Origin of the sequence: Arthrobacter sp. EpRS71 (genome assembly GCF_001512285.1) — a bacterium.
In the GTDB taxonomy this organism is placed as follows: domain Bacteria; phylum Actinomycetota; class Actinomycetes; order Actinomycetales; family Micrococcaceae; genus Arthrobacter.
In genome coordinates this window covers 50,111-67,194 of record NZ_LNUV01000002.1, presented here as the reverse complement: position 1 = coordinate 67,194, position 17,084 = coordinate 50,111, and the positions used below count along the sequence as shown (strand labels likewise).

The following is a 17,084-nucleotide window of genomic DNA, read 5'->3' as shown; positions in this document are numbered from 1 at the left end:
GCTTCCCGAACTCCCGGTAATTCCTCAGGCCAATATTCACACTTATGCCGCGCGCTAAGGAGCAAGCTAAGACCATGACAGCAGGTACCTCCGGGGCCACTGCCCAGCGCCCGCCGGTTACCCGGCGGCGTTACTTCTTGCAGCACGACTGGCATTGGGGCATTATTACTGCCGCAATCGCAGCTGTTGCCTCCATCATCCCCCGGCTCTTCAACCCCACGTTCTACTACTGGGACGACATGATGCAGTCCTTCCTCCCTTTGTGGCGGCATATGGGTGAGGAGATTCGCTCCGGACGATTCCCCTTGATGGAGCCAGGTGGCTGGGTGGGCGGCAACATCGTGGCCGAGGTGGGCTACGGTATTTTCAATCCCGTCAACATCGTCAACTCAGTTATTGTTTCGAACTTCGAGAATCTCTCTCTGGCCAGTTACTTCATCATCGTCCAGTTCATCGCGTTGCTGGCTTTCGGTACGTTTATGCTGGCCCGGGACTATGGTTCCAACAGGCCGCTTGCACTGGCCGCCGGCGTAGCCATCCCTTTCAGCGGTTTTACGCTCTTCTACGAAGCAGCCCGCTGGCCGGGAGGTCTGATGGCCTTCGCATGGATTACCGTCTTCTGGTGGTCCGTCCGGCGCTACGCGCGTCGCAACACGTCACCGTTCCTGCCGTTCCTTTTGGGCTTCCTCACCATGACGGCCGGAAACCCCTACGGTGCCATTGGCGTCATCCTGGTCCTCGCGGCAGTCGCCGTCGAATTGATGCTGATGAGGCACTGGCGTCGGCTCATTCCGATCGTCATCGTCGGCGCCTTGGTGGGTTTGACCGCTGTCCTGGTGTTCTTCCCGCTGCCGCTCAGCTCCGCCGTCACCGTGCGTCAGCAGAATGAAATCCTGAACGACCTCTTCCTCTCCCCGGATATGTCATCGCTGCTGACCATGAGCACGTCGTCCATGACGCCTCGAATCAATAACTTCTGGGCTCCCATCGACAACGTCCCCTCAAGTTACCTGGCATGGTTCGTCCTGCCGTTGCTGCCGTGGCTTGATTTCCGCAGCTTCCGGAACCGTTCGCGCCAAATATTCAGCCTCTACGTCATCACTGGAATCTACTTCCTGCTGACCTTTGCTCCTTCCCAGGTGCTGGTGTTCCGTTGGCCCATCCGACTCATCGAATATGTGTACCTCGGCATCATTGTCCTGGTCGCAGTAGTGGCTTCTGCCGGGTTGAAGACCTCATCGTGGAAGAAACGGTTGTTCATCACCGTGGCCATCCTCGGCTTTGGAACCTACCGGGCCTGGTCCATGGTGCCGGGCGGCGGCAAATGGCAGATCTTCACCTTGGCCGTCACGCTTGTTCTGGTGGTTTTGGCGCTTCTTGGCTGGAAGCGGTTCGGCTACCGGGGCTTGGCAGCAGTGATGGTGGTGGGAACGATCGCCACTCTTGGAATGCAATCCAGGCAGTTCGTCCCCAACAATGCCGTTGCCGGGATCGGTTCGCCCGTGGATGCGGAGACGCTGCGTGACTCAACCAGCAATTACCGAGGTAACACTCTTCAAATCTTCAACACCATGAAGATCACCGGCGAGGAATTCACTGAAGGCCGCCTCCTCTATGGCAATCAGATCCTCAATGCCGACGTCAACAACAGCATGGGCCGCTATAGCGGCATCAGCTTCACCACGTACGTCAACGCCTTATGCATGAACTACCGGGGCGAGACGTGCCCGCTGGCCTACACTGAACTGTTCAAACAGGCCTCCGGAGAAATCGACGCCACCCTGGCGGACGTCCTCCAAGTGGAGACAGTGGCCGTCCAAAAGACCTTGATCGCCCCGGACCAACTCACCGTGGCCCCGGGTTGGTCTATTGTGGCTTCAGATGAGACCAGGACGATCCTTCAGCGGGAGAACCCGTTGCCCTACCCGGGCACCGTTTCCTGGGCCTCAGAGGGCATTTCCGTCAAGGATGCCGTCAGGAATGGCAATGATGAACACGTCACCCTGTCCGGTGACGGCAGCGCCGGCAAACTTACCCTCGCCCGCCTCGCGTGGCCCGGTTATACGGTCTCAGTCGATGGTGAAGCCCAGAAGCTTACGCAGGGTCCTGCTGGCGTAATTCTGGTGGATGTGCCAGCCGGTGCCACGTCGGTGGACATAACCTTCACGACGCCGGGCCTCACCATGGGCCTTGCCGCTCAAGCGGCGGCGTGGTTCGGGATTCTGGTGTTCACTGTTTTCCACTATGTTCGTCGGCATCGCCGCGCTAAGACGGAAGAACACGTGACCACGGAGTCAGCTGAGAAGGTCTCTGTCTAGGGCAGCTGGCACATACCCAGACACGACTCCAAGGCGCAAGAGCGTCCGTCCCAACCGGGACGGACGCTCTTTTTGGTGAGTCGCATGGTGGTCCAGATACGGCAAGGCCACCGCACATCTTCCGAAGAAGTTGATGTGCGGTGGCCTTTGCGCAACCTCGTATGGATCACATGCTGAAAGTCATTTAGTTGCTATCCCGCAGCCACGCTACAGCCTGGTCAGCGGGGCCTTCGAACTGCACCGTACCGGAGGCGAGGACAACTCCCCTGTCGCAGATACGCGCGATCATGTCGAGGTCATGACTAACCACCACCAGGGTTCGTCCTTCATCCGAAAGTTGCTTGATCTTAGCCAAGCACTTCTTCTGGAACGGCTCGTCGCCCACGGCCAGAATCTCGTCCACGAGGAAGATGTCCGGCTGCGTGTGGACGGCTACTGCGAAGGCCAACCTAAGGAACATACCCGAAGAATAGAACTTCACTTCGGTGTCGATGAACTGTTCAATTTCAGAGAAAGCGACAATTTCGTCGAATTTGTCGTTGATTTCCTGCTCAGTCATTCCCAGGATCGCTGCGTTGAGGAAGACGTTCTCACGCCCGGACAGGTCAGGATGGAAACCTGCGCCGACCTCGATAAGGCCGGCTACGCGGCCCTTGGTGCGTACCGTTCCTTGATCCGGCAGGATCACGCCGGATATAAGTTTCAACAGAGTGGATTTTCCCGAACCGTTGAACCCCAACAGAGCCACGGTTTCACCCGGCTGAATCTCGAAGCTCACATCATGGAGGGCATCAAACTTCTTGCTGAGGTCGCTTTTCCGACCCTTCACCAGCCACACAAGAGTCTCCTTGAGGGAGTGCGAATGGCGAAGATTGAACGTTTTCTTAAGGCCTTTGACGATTATTGCGGCGCCCATCTAGACCTCCTGCGCAAAATGGCCCTCAAGTCGTCGGAAGACGAGCTGGCCGATGATAAGGAACAGAGCTGCCATGCCCAGACCGATCAGTCCCGTCCACATCAGATGCGGAGGCAGTTCGACTGGACGATCCACGGTGGGATACCAGAAGGCCCAGTGGAACAATTCGACGGCCACGGTGATCGGGTTGAGCTGATAGATGAACAGCACCCACGGGGGCGCCAGCCGACGGATCATGGTCCAGTCATAGAGCACCGGCGATGTCCAGGTAACAATCATCATCAACATATCCACGATGTTTTCTGCATCGCGGAAGAACACATTGATGGCCCCGGCCAGGAGCCCCAAACCGGTCGCCGTTACCGCCACAATGACGAAGCCTAAAACGGCTCCAATGAGCTGCATGAAGTCGGGTTTCCACCCGCTCAGCAGCGCAGCCGCCAACAAGACCACCAGTTGAGGGAGAAAGTGGACCGCTGCCACCCACACGGAGGCAACCGGGAACAACTCCCTTGGCAGATAGATCTTTTTGACCAAGGCAGCATTGGACACAATGGATCTCGTAGCATTCGAGAACGCTTCCGAGAAGAAATTGATGACGATGACGCCCGAGAACATGTACAGCGCGTAATTGGGAATCTGATCCCCCACGCGAAGGACAATACCCAAAGCGAAAAACAGCACTACGTACTGAACCAGTGGCTTGACGTAGGACCAGGCAAGACCAAGGACAGAACCCCGGTATCGCACTCGGAGTTCCTTACGGACTATCAATTTGAGGAGGTAGCGGCGTCGGTAGACATCCAGCAGCCCCGCACCTACCCCGGGAACAGCATACGTATCAGTGGAAGTCGTCATTGTTACTTGTTGGGCTCCGAGGCTTCAAAAGTTTCCCGCCACGATTCCATGGAAGTAATCTCAGGAAGGGCGTCTCGGTACTGGGCACGGAGGGTCTCCCAGTTGGAGAAGAGCTGAGCATGGAGTTTGGCGGATTCAACCACCAGCTGCCGTGCCATCTTGGGATCCCTGAGGTGCCAGGAGGCACCTGTGCCGTCGGCGTTCGACACCACGGCACTGTCCAGGTGTGCCAAGCTCCACCACTTACCGTCCTGGTGTGCTACATGAGCCTCAGGGTTAGCCTTCGCGGTATCACGCACGGGGGCCAGCGTTTGCTTCAGGACAGTCTTGACGGCCCAAGGAAGCAGGCCCAGTGCTCCCGGCTGCTTGTAAGACTGCGGCTTCTTGGGAGGACGCTTGCGGAAGACTTCCGGGAATGCCCCAGGATCGGTTTTGACCTGCGAGTCCGGGAACTCTTCGCGCATGGCACGGAGCTTCGGCATCGTCGTGGGCAATTGCTTATGCAGATTACCCGGTCCGGCCAGCACATCGCGGAGAGCCATCACGCGGGCTTGCTCCGGGTAATACTGCATGGAGACCAAGTGCTTGACGTCCGTGTTCAGGCTCTCCCGCAGGATCCGCCCGCCCTTGGGGAACGGTGAGTGCAGCAGAGTCGCAATGAGTCGGTTACGTTCGTGGTAATAGGCCTGCCAGTCCACGGAGTCGTCCTTGTCGGCCCAAGAGACATGCCAGACTGCGGCCCCGGGGAGAGTCACAGTGGGGAAGCCGGCTGCGCGACCCCGGAGGGAGTACTCAGCGTCGTCCCACTTGATGAACACGGGAAGGGACAGGCCGATGGTTTCAACGACAGTCTTGGGGATAAGGCACATCCACCAGCCGTTGTAGTCAGCATCCCAGCGACGGTGGAGTTGCGGCGTGGAGCGCAAACCCGCATTCGAGAAGTCGTGATTGCCCAGTCCTTCCACCGGTCCCCAAAGGAATCGGTAGAAGTTGACGACCTCTGAGTAGGCATGCAGTACGGACTTGTTGTACATGTCGAACATGTGACCGCCAACAATGGTCGGCTTGCGGCAGAGGTCGGCAAACGCGACTGCGCGCATCACGCCCTCTGTTTCGAGCTCGATGTCGTCGTCAAGCAGCATGACGTAGTCGCTCTTGTCAGAAACGACCATCTCGTACATGTTGCGGGCAAAGCCACCAGAGCCGCCCAGATTGCCCTGGTTGATAATCCGAAGTTGATCACCCATGGACGCTGCAACTGCGTCGAAGCCGGCTTCGTCAGCTACCTTCTTGTTGCCCTGGTCCACAATGATGAGCTCTGCAAGGATCTCGCGGAGACCTGCGTCAGCATCGATCGATTTGATGGTCTCAAGGCAGTAATCGGCGCGATTGAACGTCGTTACGCCGAGCGTGACGCGGCCCTGCGGGCGCCCCTCATCCGGAACCGCCCAATGAGCGCTCTTGAGCGCCATGCCGTCGCCGCCCGCAATGAGGTCGAACCAGTACCAGCCGCCGTCGCCAAAGGGCGCCAACGTGAGTTCGAAATCATTGGTGGAGGAGCCGTCCACCAGAATCGAGTCAACACGCTGGGACGCGCCCCGAGCGTTGGAGCGGTATACGATGACCGTCCCCTCGCCCTCGGTTTCAATGTGAAGCACGGTCTTAGTGGCAATGGTCCATTTGCGCCAATAACTGGCAGGAAAAGCGTTGAAATAAGAGCCGAACGAGAGACGCTCACCGCGGCGAACCTGGACTGACCCACGTCCCAAGATGTCCTCCGGGTGGAGCTTCCGTGCCATGCCAATGGCCTGCACTTCCGTACTTTCGCCGCTCCTTTGGACCTTATTGGTGTCAGGATCAACGTACAGGGGCAGGGTGTCGAGGTCACGGTTGGCCGGGAAAATCACGCGCTGGACAATCCGCAGGTTCTGTTCCGTCGATGCCGGGGCTTCAGCGGCAGTGTTGGCCGTCATGGCAATCTCCTGGCTTTCATTTGTTGTAGCGGTCATGCGTCCACTCCACCGCTTTCAAGCTTGGCGCCGCCGGTGAAATGCGGCTTGATCTTGTTGTCGTACATCGACAAAGCGGACCCGATGGCCATGTGCATGTCGAGATACTTATAGGTTCCAAGACGACCACCGAACAGGACCGACTTTTCACCCCTGGCAAGATCACGGTAAGCCAGCAGCTTCTGACGGTCATCAGAAGTGTTCACGGGGTAATACGGTTCGTCACCCTTCTCAGCAAAACGCGAGAACTCGCGCATGATGACGGTGGCGTCCTTCGTGTAGTCGCGCTCAGGGTGGAAGTGACGGAATTCGTGGATGCGGGTGAACGCGGCATCAGCATCCGGGTAGTTCATCACGGCACAGCCTTGGAAGTCCTCGATGGGCAGGACCTCTTCTTCGAGATCGATGGTGCGCCACGAGAGATCGCCTTCGGCATAGTCGAAATAGCGGTCAACCGGACCGGTGTAGATGACCGGCACCTGACCGAGAACAGAAGACCGACCAAACTCGCCGTCGTCGAAGAAGTCCGTGTTCAGGACCACCTCGATGTTCGGGTGATCCGCCATACGCTCAATCCACGCGGTATAGCCGTCCACCGGGAGGCCCTCGTAGGCGTCGTTGAAGTACCGGTTGTCATAGTTGTAACGCACGGGAAGCCGCGAGATGATTTCGGCCGGCAGGTCCTTCGGGTCCGTCTGCCACTGCTTTCCCGTGTAGTGCTTAATGAAAGCCTCGTAGAGGGGGCGGCCAATCAGCTGAATACCCTTGTCATTGAGGTTCTGGGGATCGGTACCAGCCAGTTCGCCAGCCTGTTCGGCGATGAGAGCCTTTGCTTCCGTTGGGCTCATTGCCGAACGGAAAAACTGGTTAATGGTGCCCAAGTTGATGGGCATCGGATACACCTCACCTTTGTGGCTGGTGTAAACCTTGTGCTGGTAACTCGTGAACTTGGTGAACCTGTTCACGTATTCCCACACACGTTCATTCGAGGTGTGGAAGAGGTGGGCGCCGTAGCGGTGTACCTCGATTCCGGTCTGCGCCTCATTCTCGCTGTAGGCGTTTCCACCAATATGGTGGCGGCGATCAAGCACCGCAACCTTCAGCCCCAACTCGGTAGCGGCGCGTTCTGCAATGGTCAGGCCAAAGAAACCCGAGCCGACGACGACGAGATCAGCGTTCACAAACTCTCCTGTGTATTGGCGTGCGGGCACAGAGATGCCCACGTCTACTGGTCAAGGCTACCCGACGTTACGATCGTTCCCCGATTCGGCGGTACGCCGCAGCAAGGCAGTAATTGTCCGCAAAAAACGAACGGGAGGCCCGGCACATAGCCAGCCTCCCGTTCAATGCTGCTAAGACTACAAAGCTAGAGCGAGATCACTGAGCCTGTTTCCGCGGACTCAAGTACGGCCTCAGCAACACGAAGGGTCTCAAGTCCTTCGGCCATTGTGACAATATTCATGGACTTTCCGAGCACAGCATCACGGAATGCCTCGTGTTCCATCTTCAAGGGTTCCCGCTTTGCCAGGGCAAAGCGGGTGGAGGAACCCTCGGACACGCCACGGAATGCCGCGACGGAGTCCCAATCGGTCTGGAAAGTGCCGTTCTCGATGAATGTCAGGTCCGCCGAGATGGTATCCGCGATGTACGCACCCCGCTCACCCAAAACAACGGTGGTGCGCTCCTTCATTGGAGAGAGCCAGTTGACGATGTGGTTAGTGACCACACCGCTCTTGAGATGGCCAATGGCGGTGACCATATCCTCGTGCTCGCGTCCACTCCTTGACGTTGTGTGCGCCACTACGTTCACGAAATTGCTCTGTGCAAGCCACGCCGTGAGATCGATGTCGTGGGTTGCGAGGTCCTTGACCACACCCACATCTGCAATGCGGGAAGGGAACGGACCCTGGCGGCGGGTCGAAATCTGGTAAACCTCGCCGAGGTCGCCGTTACCGAGCCGTTCGCGAAGGCTCTGCAAAGACGGGTTGAAGCGCTCAATGTGTCCAACCGCCCCGATCAATCCCCGTGAGTCGAAGGCGTCCGCGATACGCCGGCCCGATTCGGAGTCGTTGGCAATCGGCTTTTCCACCAAACAGTGCACTCCGGCTTCAGCCAACTGCAGCGCCACTTCTTCATGAAGCACGGTGGGCACTGCGGCCACTGCCATGTCGATTCCCTGATCAATGAGCTGTTCGACCGAACTGCAGACCTCAAGTCCGCTGGCGACGTTGTGAGGATCCCCGAACGAGTCAGCGACTGCAACGAGGTCGACGCCTTCAAGCTCGCGAATAACGCGGGCGTGGTGGCGGCCCATCATCCCCAGTCCGATGAGGCCTGCACGCAAATTTGCCACTAGCTTCCTGCCTTCGCAATGGCGTTCACAGCGGCAACGATGCGGTCAAGGTCGTCCTGGCTCAGCGACGGATGGACCGGAAGTGACAAAACGCTGGCCGCGGCTTCCTCTGTGACGGGCAGGTCATCTGAGGTTTGGAAAGGGGCGAGGCGGTGGTTCGGGATGGGGTAGTACACGCCACAGCCTACGTTGTATTCCTCACGCAGTGCCTTTGCGAAACCGTCACGGTCCTCAGCAATGCGAATGGTGTACTGGTGGTAAACGTGCTCGTAACCCTCAGACACCTTGGGAGTGACAACACCCTCGATGTTGGCGTCGAAGAACGCGGCGTTCTCCTGGCGGGTCTTGGTCCAGGCATTGATCTTGGTCAGCTGGACGCGACCGATTGCAGCGTGGATGTTAGTCATTCGCGCGTTAAAGCCAACAAGCTCATTTTCGTACTGGCGTTCCATGCCCTGGTTGCGCAGCAACCGGAGCCGACGCTCGACGTCGGCCAGGCCCGTGCTGACCATGCCACCTTCGCCAGAGGTCATGTTCTTGGTGGGGTACAGGCTGAACATAGCGAAGTCACCGAATGTACCCACTTTTCGGCCGTTGACTGCCGCACCGTGTGCCTGGGCTGCGTCCTCGAAGACCTTCACGCCGTGCTTGGAGGCAACCGCGCCGATTCCATCTACGTCAAAGGGGTGGCCATAGAGGTGAACGGGCATGATGGCAGCCGTGCGGTCCGTGATTTTCGATTCAACGGACGCGGGATCAAGGGTGTAGTGATCCAGGTCCACGTCAGCGAAGACAGGAGTGGCTCCGGTCAAAGCCACGGAGTTAGCCGTGGCAGCGAAAGTAAACGATGGAACAATCACTTCGTCGCCCGGACCGATGCCCGCAGCCAGCAGTCCGAGGTGCAGACCGGAAGTGCCGGAGTTGACTGCTACCGCAGCCCTGCCATCGAGGAGGACCTGAGAGAATTCCTGCTCAAAGGATGCAACCTCCGAACCCTGCGCGAGTTGGCCGGAGGCCAAGACAGCCTCTACTGCCTTGCGCTCGTCATCTCCAATGATGGGTTTAGCGGGGGGAATGAATTCGGGGCTCATGCCTCTACCTCTCGAAGGGTCTCGTTCTGTTCAACATATGTGGCGCCGGTCTCCGGGCAAACCCAGCTCTCACCTAAGCGCTGCAGCGGGAAACCAGCTTTTCCGACCCAACCGTGGCGTTTGGCCGGGACTCCGACCATCAGGGCAAAATCAGGGACGTCTTTGGCAACAACAGCACCAGCAGCCACTGTGGCCCATCGTCCGATTGTCACGGGCGCGACGCAAACAGCGCGGGCGCCGATTGAGGCACCTTCACGAATGGTTACACCAACAGGTTCCCAGTCGTGAGCGCTCTTCAATCCGCCATCCGGGCTAACCGCCCGAGGGTAAGTGTCGTTTGTGAGTACTACAGCCGGGCCGATGAAGACGCCGGCCTCCAGCACCGCAGGCTCGTAGACAAGTGCATAATTCTGAACTTTGCAGTTGTCCCCCATCTTGACCCCGGTGCCTATATAGGCTCCGCGTCCCACGATGCAGTTGACGCCCAATTCGGCCTGCTCGCGGACTTGGGCCAGATGCCAAATCTTTGATCCGTCACCAATTACCGCCTCGTCTGAAACATCGGCGCTCTCCGCAACCACTATCACCGGTGAAGGTCCTTCCTCATTGAGCACACGCGACAACGAGATTCATCTTAGCTGAGACAACATGCCACGGTGTCAAGGCGTTGCCTGTGCGGGCTCTGGCAAAAGTTGTCCACATAGGCCACAACGTCCCCAGCGCTTGAGTTCGCAGGGCCTTAGCGTGATGAGAGCCAGCCAGGCAAATATCCGCCGAGTCGTAGAGGAAGTACCCATGGCCTTGGAGTGCACATTGGTCAGCGCCCCCGGTGCCGCTGGAACGACGAAACCGGAAGAACTCAGCATCGACGTCCCGGACGGCACATCCGGTACCCAGGTGGAGCAGCTTCTCAAGGAAGCCCGTGGAACCGGGACTCTCTCGGTGAGCGGCCATCCTCTGACCGCTCTCACAGTGGGAGAGCCGCCTCTCATTAATGGCGCCGTCCTTGTGGATAATGCTCCGCATCATCCGGGCGGAAATGCCTCTTCCCCACCCTTGTTGCTTCTAACCCACTCAGGCCCCGGGGCAGGCTCTGTCTTCAGGATTCAACGGGGCCGGTACCGGGTAGGAAGGGCTTCCGCCGAAATCCTTGTGTTGGATCCCGGGATGTCCCGGGAACATGCCACGTTGGAAGTTTCCAGCACAGCCCTCGTGGCGAGGAGTGTACGCGGCGCCAACCCGGTGTTCGTGGACAACCGGCCCATCAAGCGAACCTTGCTGACATCCGCGTCCACGATGCGATGTGGAAACTCCACTTTCGGTGTCATTACGGACAGCGATCCCTACCAACCGATTTCCGGCGACGCAGGCCTGTCTATTGAAGAACCATTGGAAGTACCTCACAGTCCTCGCCACGCCAACCGTTTGGCGATGGCACTCGCGGCCGTACTGCCGTTGGCGGCCGGAATCGGGCTCTCCTTGGCAACAGGAATGTGGATGTACTTGGGCTTCACTGCAATCTCAGCGATCAGCCTGCTCGTCCCGTTGATCGCAGGGCGGAGAGGCCGCCTACAGGGGCAGCTGGCCATAGCGCTGGCTGTCCAAAGAGACCTTGAACGAAGGCGCCGATGCTCCCCATCGGCAGCAGAGCTGCTTTTAGCGGTTAGCGGTCCCTCTGCAGGGGACCAGCTGGCGAAAAAACCTGCCATGCGAGATCCATCAGACACCCCCTTGGCGCCGGCGGCATCTTCCCGGGCTCAGGGGGAAGGGACGTGGCTCCGCCTCGGAACCACGGAAACAGTGGCAAACATTCGGCTGGTTCCTGACGATCCACACTTTCGGCAACCACCTATTGGGTCAGTTGCGATGACTTTGGATCCCGGGAGCCCCGAAGTGACGCTGTGTGGACAGCCCCGTCACACGGATGCTTTGCTTCGCTTCTTCTTGATGCAGCTAGCCGGTTTCCCGGGTGCCGCTGAAACTCCGGTCATAGTATTCGGGCGGGTCGGAAGGTTGCCGTTGAGCGCACGGTTCCTACCCAGCGTGACGCTGACAAGCAGCGCGCACCACGTTCTTAAAGCGTTGCACCTGGCGGAAGGCAGTGCAAAAGGAAGGCTCTTCATGGTCGATGATCTTCCATCCGAAGACTCAGAATTCCGTTTGTCCGTCCTGAAAGCCGCACGATCCGCCGGGTGGCAAGTGCTCAGATGCTGCGTTTCGCCCCAACGTTCATCAGTTGTTATCGAAATCTCGCCATCAGGAACTGTCGGTCACCTGGAGACGAATGGCCTGCGCCGGACGTTCGTGCCGGACCTTCTTTCGGCCGAAGTTTTTGACAGGTTCTGCCGTAAGGCACCTGCCATGTCATTCTCTGAAGCTCTTGGCACAGCGATTCCGGAGGCATGCTTTCTGGCTGAGTTACTCCCCCACGGTCAGCGCAGAGTACTCCGCAAGTGGACCGAGTCGGCCGGCAACAATGGGCCAACCGCTGTGCTGGGCACGGGCCACGGCGGTCAGGTGACCTTTGACTTCAAGCTCGACGGTCCACACCTACTGGTAGCCGGAACCACAGGATCCGGCAAATCCGAACTCCTGAGGACGCTTGTGGCTTCCATCGCGTTGAGTCACTCTCCGGATCACACAACGTTTTTGTTCTTTGACTTCAAGGGCGGGTCGGGCCTGCAGCCACTTGCACGTCTTCCGCACTGCGTCGGGCTTCTCACAGACCTCAGTAAGCACCATTTGGAGCGAGCTCTTGTTTCATTGCGTGGTGAGATCCGATACCGAGAACAAATATTCGCTGCCGCAAACGCGTCTGACCTTACGCAGTACCGACGCGTGGCCTCCGCATCAGACCCACATGTGCCGTGTCTGGTCTTGGTGATCGATGAATTCCGCATGTTGGTTGACGAAGCCCCAAACAGCCTCCGTGAGCTCATGCGCATCGCGACCATTGGGCGCTCCCTGGGCATTCATTTGGTGATGGCTACGCAGCGACCCCAAGGGGCCCTGACCGCGGACATCCGCGCAAACGTGACCTCAAGCATAGCCATGCGGGTGCAAACGGAATCAGAATCCATGGACATCATCAACACGAAGGCGGCCGCGTCCATCAACGTAGGGGCTCCGGGACGGGCCTACTTTGCCAGGGCATCGACCAGCCCCGAAGAGTTCCAAACAGCCTCACTCTCGCGCCCCCCCGGCTTTGCGGTACACGGGCCAGGGCGTGACAGTTCCATGGAGCCCGTACAGCCGGCCTTGCAGGCTTTGCAGCAGCGTTGTGACGTCCGGAGTGCGTCCAGCCAGCAAAGCTCACTCCCGGACGCTGGTCCCGAGTGGGTCGTTTCAATAGCCCACGAGGCTTGGCGGTTGCTTGGCAAACCTCTCCCCAGACAGCCGATAGCAGCACCATTGCCCACATCGATCCCTTGGCACGAACACATTACTGCTGTGGCAGGAAATGGGTCCGGGGTGAAAGACCATTGGACGGTGGGGCCGTTAGCGATCATCGACAGGCCGGAGCACCAAATGGTGGAACCACTGCTGTGGTCGCCGTCCGAAGACGGCCATCTGGCCATGATCGGCAGCGAGTCCAGCGGAATGAGGGAATGTTTCAGTGCTTCGTCAGCGATGCTTGCTGCCCGGAAACCCCAACCCCATCTGTATATCCTCGACGCGACGGGCACGCTTGGCCACCTCGGCGACGAAGATCGGATCGGCGCCTCGGTGGGCCTGCACCAACTTCACCTGGCAACCCGGGTCTTGAAGCGCCTTGCCACAGAAATGGAACGACGACGAAGCGCTGGTGCATCCGCGGCAGGTGATTCACCCTTGGTCTTGATCGTTGCGGGGTGGTGCTCATGGGCCACTGCGCTCCGGACAGGGCCTTTCGCTTACGCAGAAGGAATCCTGCAAGACATCATCCGGGACGGTGGTTCCCTTGGCCTCACTGTACTCATTTCAGGGGAAAGGGAACTCGTTAGCTCGCGCTTTTTTGGCGCAATACAGAATCGCGCATACTTCCCTTCGGGATCCACTGAAGAGTCCCGGTTCCACTGGCCGCGGCTCCCGGACATGGAATCGCTTCCAGGCCGTGCGGTCGTCATGGGGAATTTCGCGGGAGAACCCGGTGCGGTGGCTCAGTTTCGCAGAGCCCCGGTCAAGGGGCTGTGGCCGTTCGAAGAACTCGAGCCATCCGAACCGCCGTTCCGTGTACGCCCCCTCCCGGACCTTCTACTCGCTGATGACTTTCCGGCCCTGTTGGCCTCGTACCGACGGAAATTTCCGAGCGGTGCCGGGACGATAACTCACGCTGCGGGCGGCCGAGCCGAGCACTCCCAAGCAGAGGCTCCGCTCTGGTTCGGCGTCGGCGGAGATGAAGCCGAACCCGTATCGATGCCTTTGCGCGAAAACGGCGTCAGCACGGTCCTCGGTGGCCCACGTTCTGGAAAGAGCTCCGCTCTGGCGTCACTTCATGCCCTAAACCCCTTGATTCCATGGGTTTTTCCGCCGGCAGCGTCGAAGCCTGGGGCCTTTTGGGTATCAGTCGCCTGCGAGGCCGAAGCCGGCAGCGTTGACCCTAGCAGCATCCTGCTCGTTGACGACGCAGATTCACTGGATCCCCAAGGCCGTCAGGCCTTGTCTGCCTTGATCGGAAAAGTACGCGGCATCATCCTGACCGCAACACCAGGTCCGTCCCTGCATCTGCATCTCCCACTGGCAAAGGAAGCGCAAGCTTCCAGCACGGGGCTGGTGTTGGCGCCCGGGACGCCCCATGATGGCGACCTTCTGGGCGTGAGACTAGATGCTGATCGGGACAGACGCCCGGGTCGCGGATTCCTCATCGACGGGCCCGCGATGAGGCCAGTTCACGTCGCATTCACCGCAGGCTTTACGCGACGTGCCGAAACCCGGTGAGGCGCAGTGTCAGGTCGCGAAGTGCCGGGGCTTCAGAGCGCCGCGGACGCTCCCCCGGTTCGTGAGGCGTAGGCCACGACGTCCTTCTGGAAGAGGAAAACAATCGCGACCAACGCTGGTAGCAGCATTGTCAGGCCCTGCCATACCAGGCCGCCGGTCATCGTGGGAAAGCCAATAGTGAGGACAAACAACTGGGCTACCAAGGCTGCTGCTCGAGTCCATCTAAAGCCTCTGAACAAGAAGTGGCCGACGGCAAATAACCATCCAGAAAATGCCAGCAGCAGGCCAAGGGTAAAAATGGCTCCCCAGAAAGTCAGTACCGGAGCACCGCTGAGCAGCTCAAATGCGTACCAGGCGGCGGCGCCGAGGAGGGCGAGAGCTTCAAGCAGCACAACCACTGAAATAACCACAATTCCCACGGGCCGGTGAGCTGCGCCGGGTCTGTTCGACGTGAGATTCCCCGTCGCATCGGAATCATCGCTTCCGTCCGGGCCGGAGGCGGGCTGGGCTGGGTTCACGGGAGGTCTTGACACACTGGCACACTACCGGACATAGTCATCTAGCAGTGAGGGCACTGGCGGCTGATGTGATGCATCGCTCACGGATTCCGAGCATTTCGACCACTAACACCCCTTGTTTACAAGGCGTTAACATGAAACGCTTGACTCAGACGACCAAGGGGGCCCATGCGGGCCCCTTTCCTTTGGAGCCTCTCGTGAATGTTTTCACAAAAGGCCCTTCTAGTTCTCACGAATGGAGTGACTGATCAGCATGGATTGGCGTAATCGCGCAGCCTGCCTCGACAAGGACCCGGAGCTCTTTTTCCCAGTAGGCAACACGGGACCAGCACTTCTGCAGATCGAGGAAGCCAAAAGCGTCTGCCGCCGCTGCCCCGTCGTGGACACCTGCCTTCAGTGGGCCTTGGAGTCCGGACAGGACGCCGGCGTTTGGGGCGGTATGAGTGAAGACGAACGACGCGCACTCAAGCGCCGCGCGGCACGCGCACGTCGCGCTTCCTAGCCCAACGAACAAAAAGGCCGCGGACCGTTTGGTCCGCGGCCTTTTCGTTAGCTTCTGCTCGCTCTTTTCGTTGACTTCTGCTCGCAGAGTCAGCCGTCTGGCCCCGGGGGGCTAAGCCCTGGCGAGGTTGAGGACGATCTCGACGGCGGTACCGCCTCCTTCACGCGGGATCCACTGAATAGAACCACCCAGCTCACTGGTCACGAGTGTGCGAACAATCTGTAGGCCCAGCCCCTCGGTGTACTGGCCGTCCGGCAGACCAACGCCGTCGTCGGCAATGGTCACCGTCAGGAATTCGTCGTCGCCATCGCCTTCCGCCCTGTCGGCCAGAAGCCACACTGTTCCTGTGCGCCCCTCAAGTCCGTGCTCAACAGCGTTGGTCACCAGTTCGTTGATGACCAACGCCAGTGGAGTGGCGAAATCGCTGGGCAGCTCTCCGAACATGCCGGCACGTTCCGTCCTTACCTGTTGGGACGGGGAGGCTACTTCCGCAGACAACCGGAATTGACGCCCGATCAGTTCGTCGAAGTCGACGCTCTGAGTCAGTCCCTGAGAGAGAGTTTCATGGACGAGTGCAATGGTGGCCACACGCCGCATCGCCTGCTCCAGCCCCTGCTTGGCTTCGTCGCTGACCATTCGCCGCGATTGCATCCGCAGAAGAGCCGCCACCGTCTGAAGGTTGTTCTTGACCCTGTGATGGATTTCCCGGATCGTGGCGTCCTTGGTAACAAGCTCCATTTCCCTGCGACGCAATTCCGAGACGTCGCGGCAAAGGACAAGGGCGCCGAAACGGTGCTGCTCGTCGCGCAGGGGGATGGCCCGCAGTGAAAGGCTGACACCCCTGGACTCGATCTCGCTTCGCCAAGGCATACGCCCTGTCACCACCAGGGGCAGCGTCTCATCCACCATGCGCCGGTCCTTCAGGAGGCCAGCTGTCACCTCTGCGAGCGACCTACCCTCCAAGGACTCCACTTCGCCAAGTCGACGGAATGCGGAGACACCATTCGGGCTGGCGTATTGCACGATGCCGTCGGCGTCGAGTCTGATGAGCCCGTCACCAACTCGCGGTGCTCCTCGACGGGAGCCCGTCGGCGAGGCAAAGTCAGGCCATAGACCCAGCGTTCCCATCCGCAGGAGGTCATAAGCGCACTGGCGGTACGTGAGTTCCAGCCTCGATGGCATACGCGAGCTGGATAAGTCCATATGCGACGTCACAACCGCAAGTGTCCGGCCGTTGCGCACCATCGGCACAGCCTCTACCCGGAGCGCCATCTCGCTGCTCCAGCTCGTTTCACTGGAGCGCTCGATCGATCGGCTGTTCCACGCCTTATCTACCAAGGGGCGTAGATCCGAGCGGATACCCTCGCCCACGAAGTCCGCGTGGAACACCGTATGCGATGTCGACGGACGGACGTGGGCGAGGGCAATGTAGCCGAATTCCGGGTGCGGGAACCACAGAGCAAGGTCCGCGAAAGCCAAGTCAGCGACCATTTGCCAGTCACCGACGAGGAGGTGCAGCCATTCGGCATCTCCAGGCCCGAAATCAGCGTGTTCCCTGATGGGGTCTGTAAAGATTGCCACTGCACCTCCATTTGCGACGCC

At 59.3% G+C, this 17,084-nt stretch carries 12 protein-coding genes and 1 pseudogene; 4 read left to right on the top strand and 9 right to left on the bottom strand.

Annotated elements, in window-relative coordinates:
• Window positions 1-74: 74 nt before the first annotated feature.
• The gene (locus AR689_RS02270; RefSeq protein WP_062066223.1) at window positions 75-2,318 is read left to right on the top strand and encodes a glycosyltransferase family protein; all 2,244 of its coding nucleotides are present in this window, start codon (window positions 75-77) and stop codon (window positions 2,316-2,318) included.
• 184 nt (window positions 2,319-2,502) lie between these two features.
• On the opposite strand, the gene AR689_RS02265 is transcribed toward AR689_RS02270, so the two are convergent.
• The 7 genes from AR689_RS02265 to AR689_RS02235 form a co-directional block, all read right to left on the bottom strand.
• On the bottom strand, window positions 2,503-3,234 hold the full coding sequence (locus AR689_RS02265; protein WP_062066220.1) for an ABC transporter ATP-binding protein: 732 nt from the start codon (window positions 3,232-3,234) through the stop codon (window positions 2,503-2,505).
• A complete protein-coding gene (locus AR689_RS02260) occupies window positions 3,235-4,092 on the bottom strand; it encodes an ABC transporter permease (RefSeq protein WP_062066217.1) in 858 nt (285 codons plus the stop codon).
• A 2-nt stretch (window positions 4,093-4,094) separates the two neighbouring features.
• Window positions 4,095-6,101 carry a glycosyltransferase gene (locus tag AR689_RS02255; RefSeq protein ID WP_082697751.1) on the bottom strand — a complete coding sequence of 669 codons (2,007 nt, stop codon included), beginning with the start codon at window positions 6,099-6,101 and terminating at the stop codon, window positions 4,095-4,097.
• Window positions 6,098-7,282, bottom strand: a complete 1,185-nt coding sequence (glf, locus tag AR689_RS02250; protein WP_024817355.1) for a UDP-galactopyranose mutase — start codon at window positions 7,280-7,282, stop codon at window positions 6,098-6,100. Before glf ends, AR689_RS02255 begins: the two co-directional genes overlap by 4 nt.
• 185 nt (window positions 7,283-7,467) lie before the next feature.
• Entirely contained in the window at window positions 7,468-8,454 is a 987-nt protein-coding gene (locus tag AR689_RS02245; protein ID WP_062066214.1) for a Gfo/Idh/MocA family protein, read from the bottom strand.
• Window positions 8,454-9,545: a DegT/DnrJ/EryC1/StrS family aminotransferase gene (locus tag AR689_RS02240; protein ID WP_062066211.1), complete on the bottom strand. Its 1,092-nt coding sequence runs from the start codon at window positions 9,543-9,545 to the stop codon at window positions 8,454-8,456. The genes AR689_RS02245 and AR689_RS02240 overlap by 1 nt, the downstream gene beginning before the upstream one ends.
• Window positions 9,542-10,159 carry an acyltransferase gene (locus AR689_RS02235; protein ID WP_062066208.1) on the bottom strand — a complete coding sequence of 206 codons (618 nt, stop codon included), beginning with the start codon at window positions 10,157-10,159 and terminating at the stop codon, window positions 9,542-9,544. Before AR689_RS02235 ends, AR689_RS02240 begins: the two co-directional genes overlap by 4 nt.
• 34 nt (window positions 10,160-10,193) lie before the next feature.
• Between AR689_RS02235 and AR689_RS23490 the strand changes: the two are divergent.
• Both AR689_RS23490 and AR689_RS23485 read left to right on the top strand, forming a co-directional pair.
• Window positions 10,194-10,853 (top strand): annotated as a pseudogene (locus AR689_RS23490) (FHA domain-containing protein); the annotation flags it as partial.
• 1,053 nt (window positions 10,854-11,906) lie between these two features.
• On the top strand, window positions 11,907-14,462 hold the full coding sequence (locus AR689_RS23485) for an FtsK/SpoIIIE domain-containing protein (RefSeq protein ID WP_231745420.1): 2,556 nt from the start codon (window positions 11,907-11,909) through the stop codon (window positions 14,460-14,462).
• A 32-nt stretch (window positions 14,463-14,494) separates the two neighbouring features.
• Here AR689_RS23485 and AR689_RS02225 read toward each other — a convergent pair whose 3' ends face one another.
• On the bottom strand, window positions 14,495-14,980 hold the full coding sequence (locus tag AR689_RS02225) for a hypothetical protein (RefSeq protein ID WP_502685996.1): 486 nt from the start codon (window positions 14,978-14,980) through the stop codon (window positions 14,495-14,497).
• A 253-nt stretch (window positions 14,981-15,233) separates the two neighbouring features.
• Between AR689_RS02225 and AR689_RS02220 the strand changes: the two genes are divergently transcribed.
• Window positions 15,234-15,482, top strand: a complete 249-nt coding sequence (locus AR689_RS02220; RefSeq protein ID WP_003804966.1) for a WhiB family transcriptional regulator — start codon at window positions 15,234-15,236, stop codon at window positions 15,480-15,482.
• Window positions 15,483-15,593: 111 nt separating this feature from the next.
• Here the strand turns inward: AR689_RS02220 and AR689_RS02215 are convergent, their stop codons facing one another.
• Window positions 15,594-17,063 (bottom strand): sensor histidine kinase, encoded by a 1,470-nt coding sequence (locus AR689_RS02215; RefSeq protein WP_062066201.1) that lies wholly within the window; start codon window positions 17,061-17,063, stop codon window positions 15,594-15,596.
• Between the last annotated feature and the right edge of the window lie 21 nt (window positions 17,064-17,084).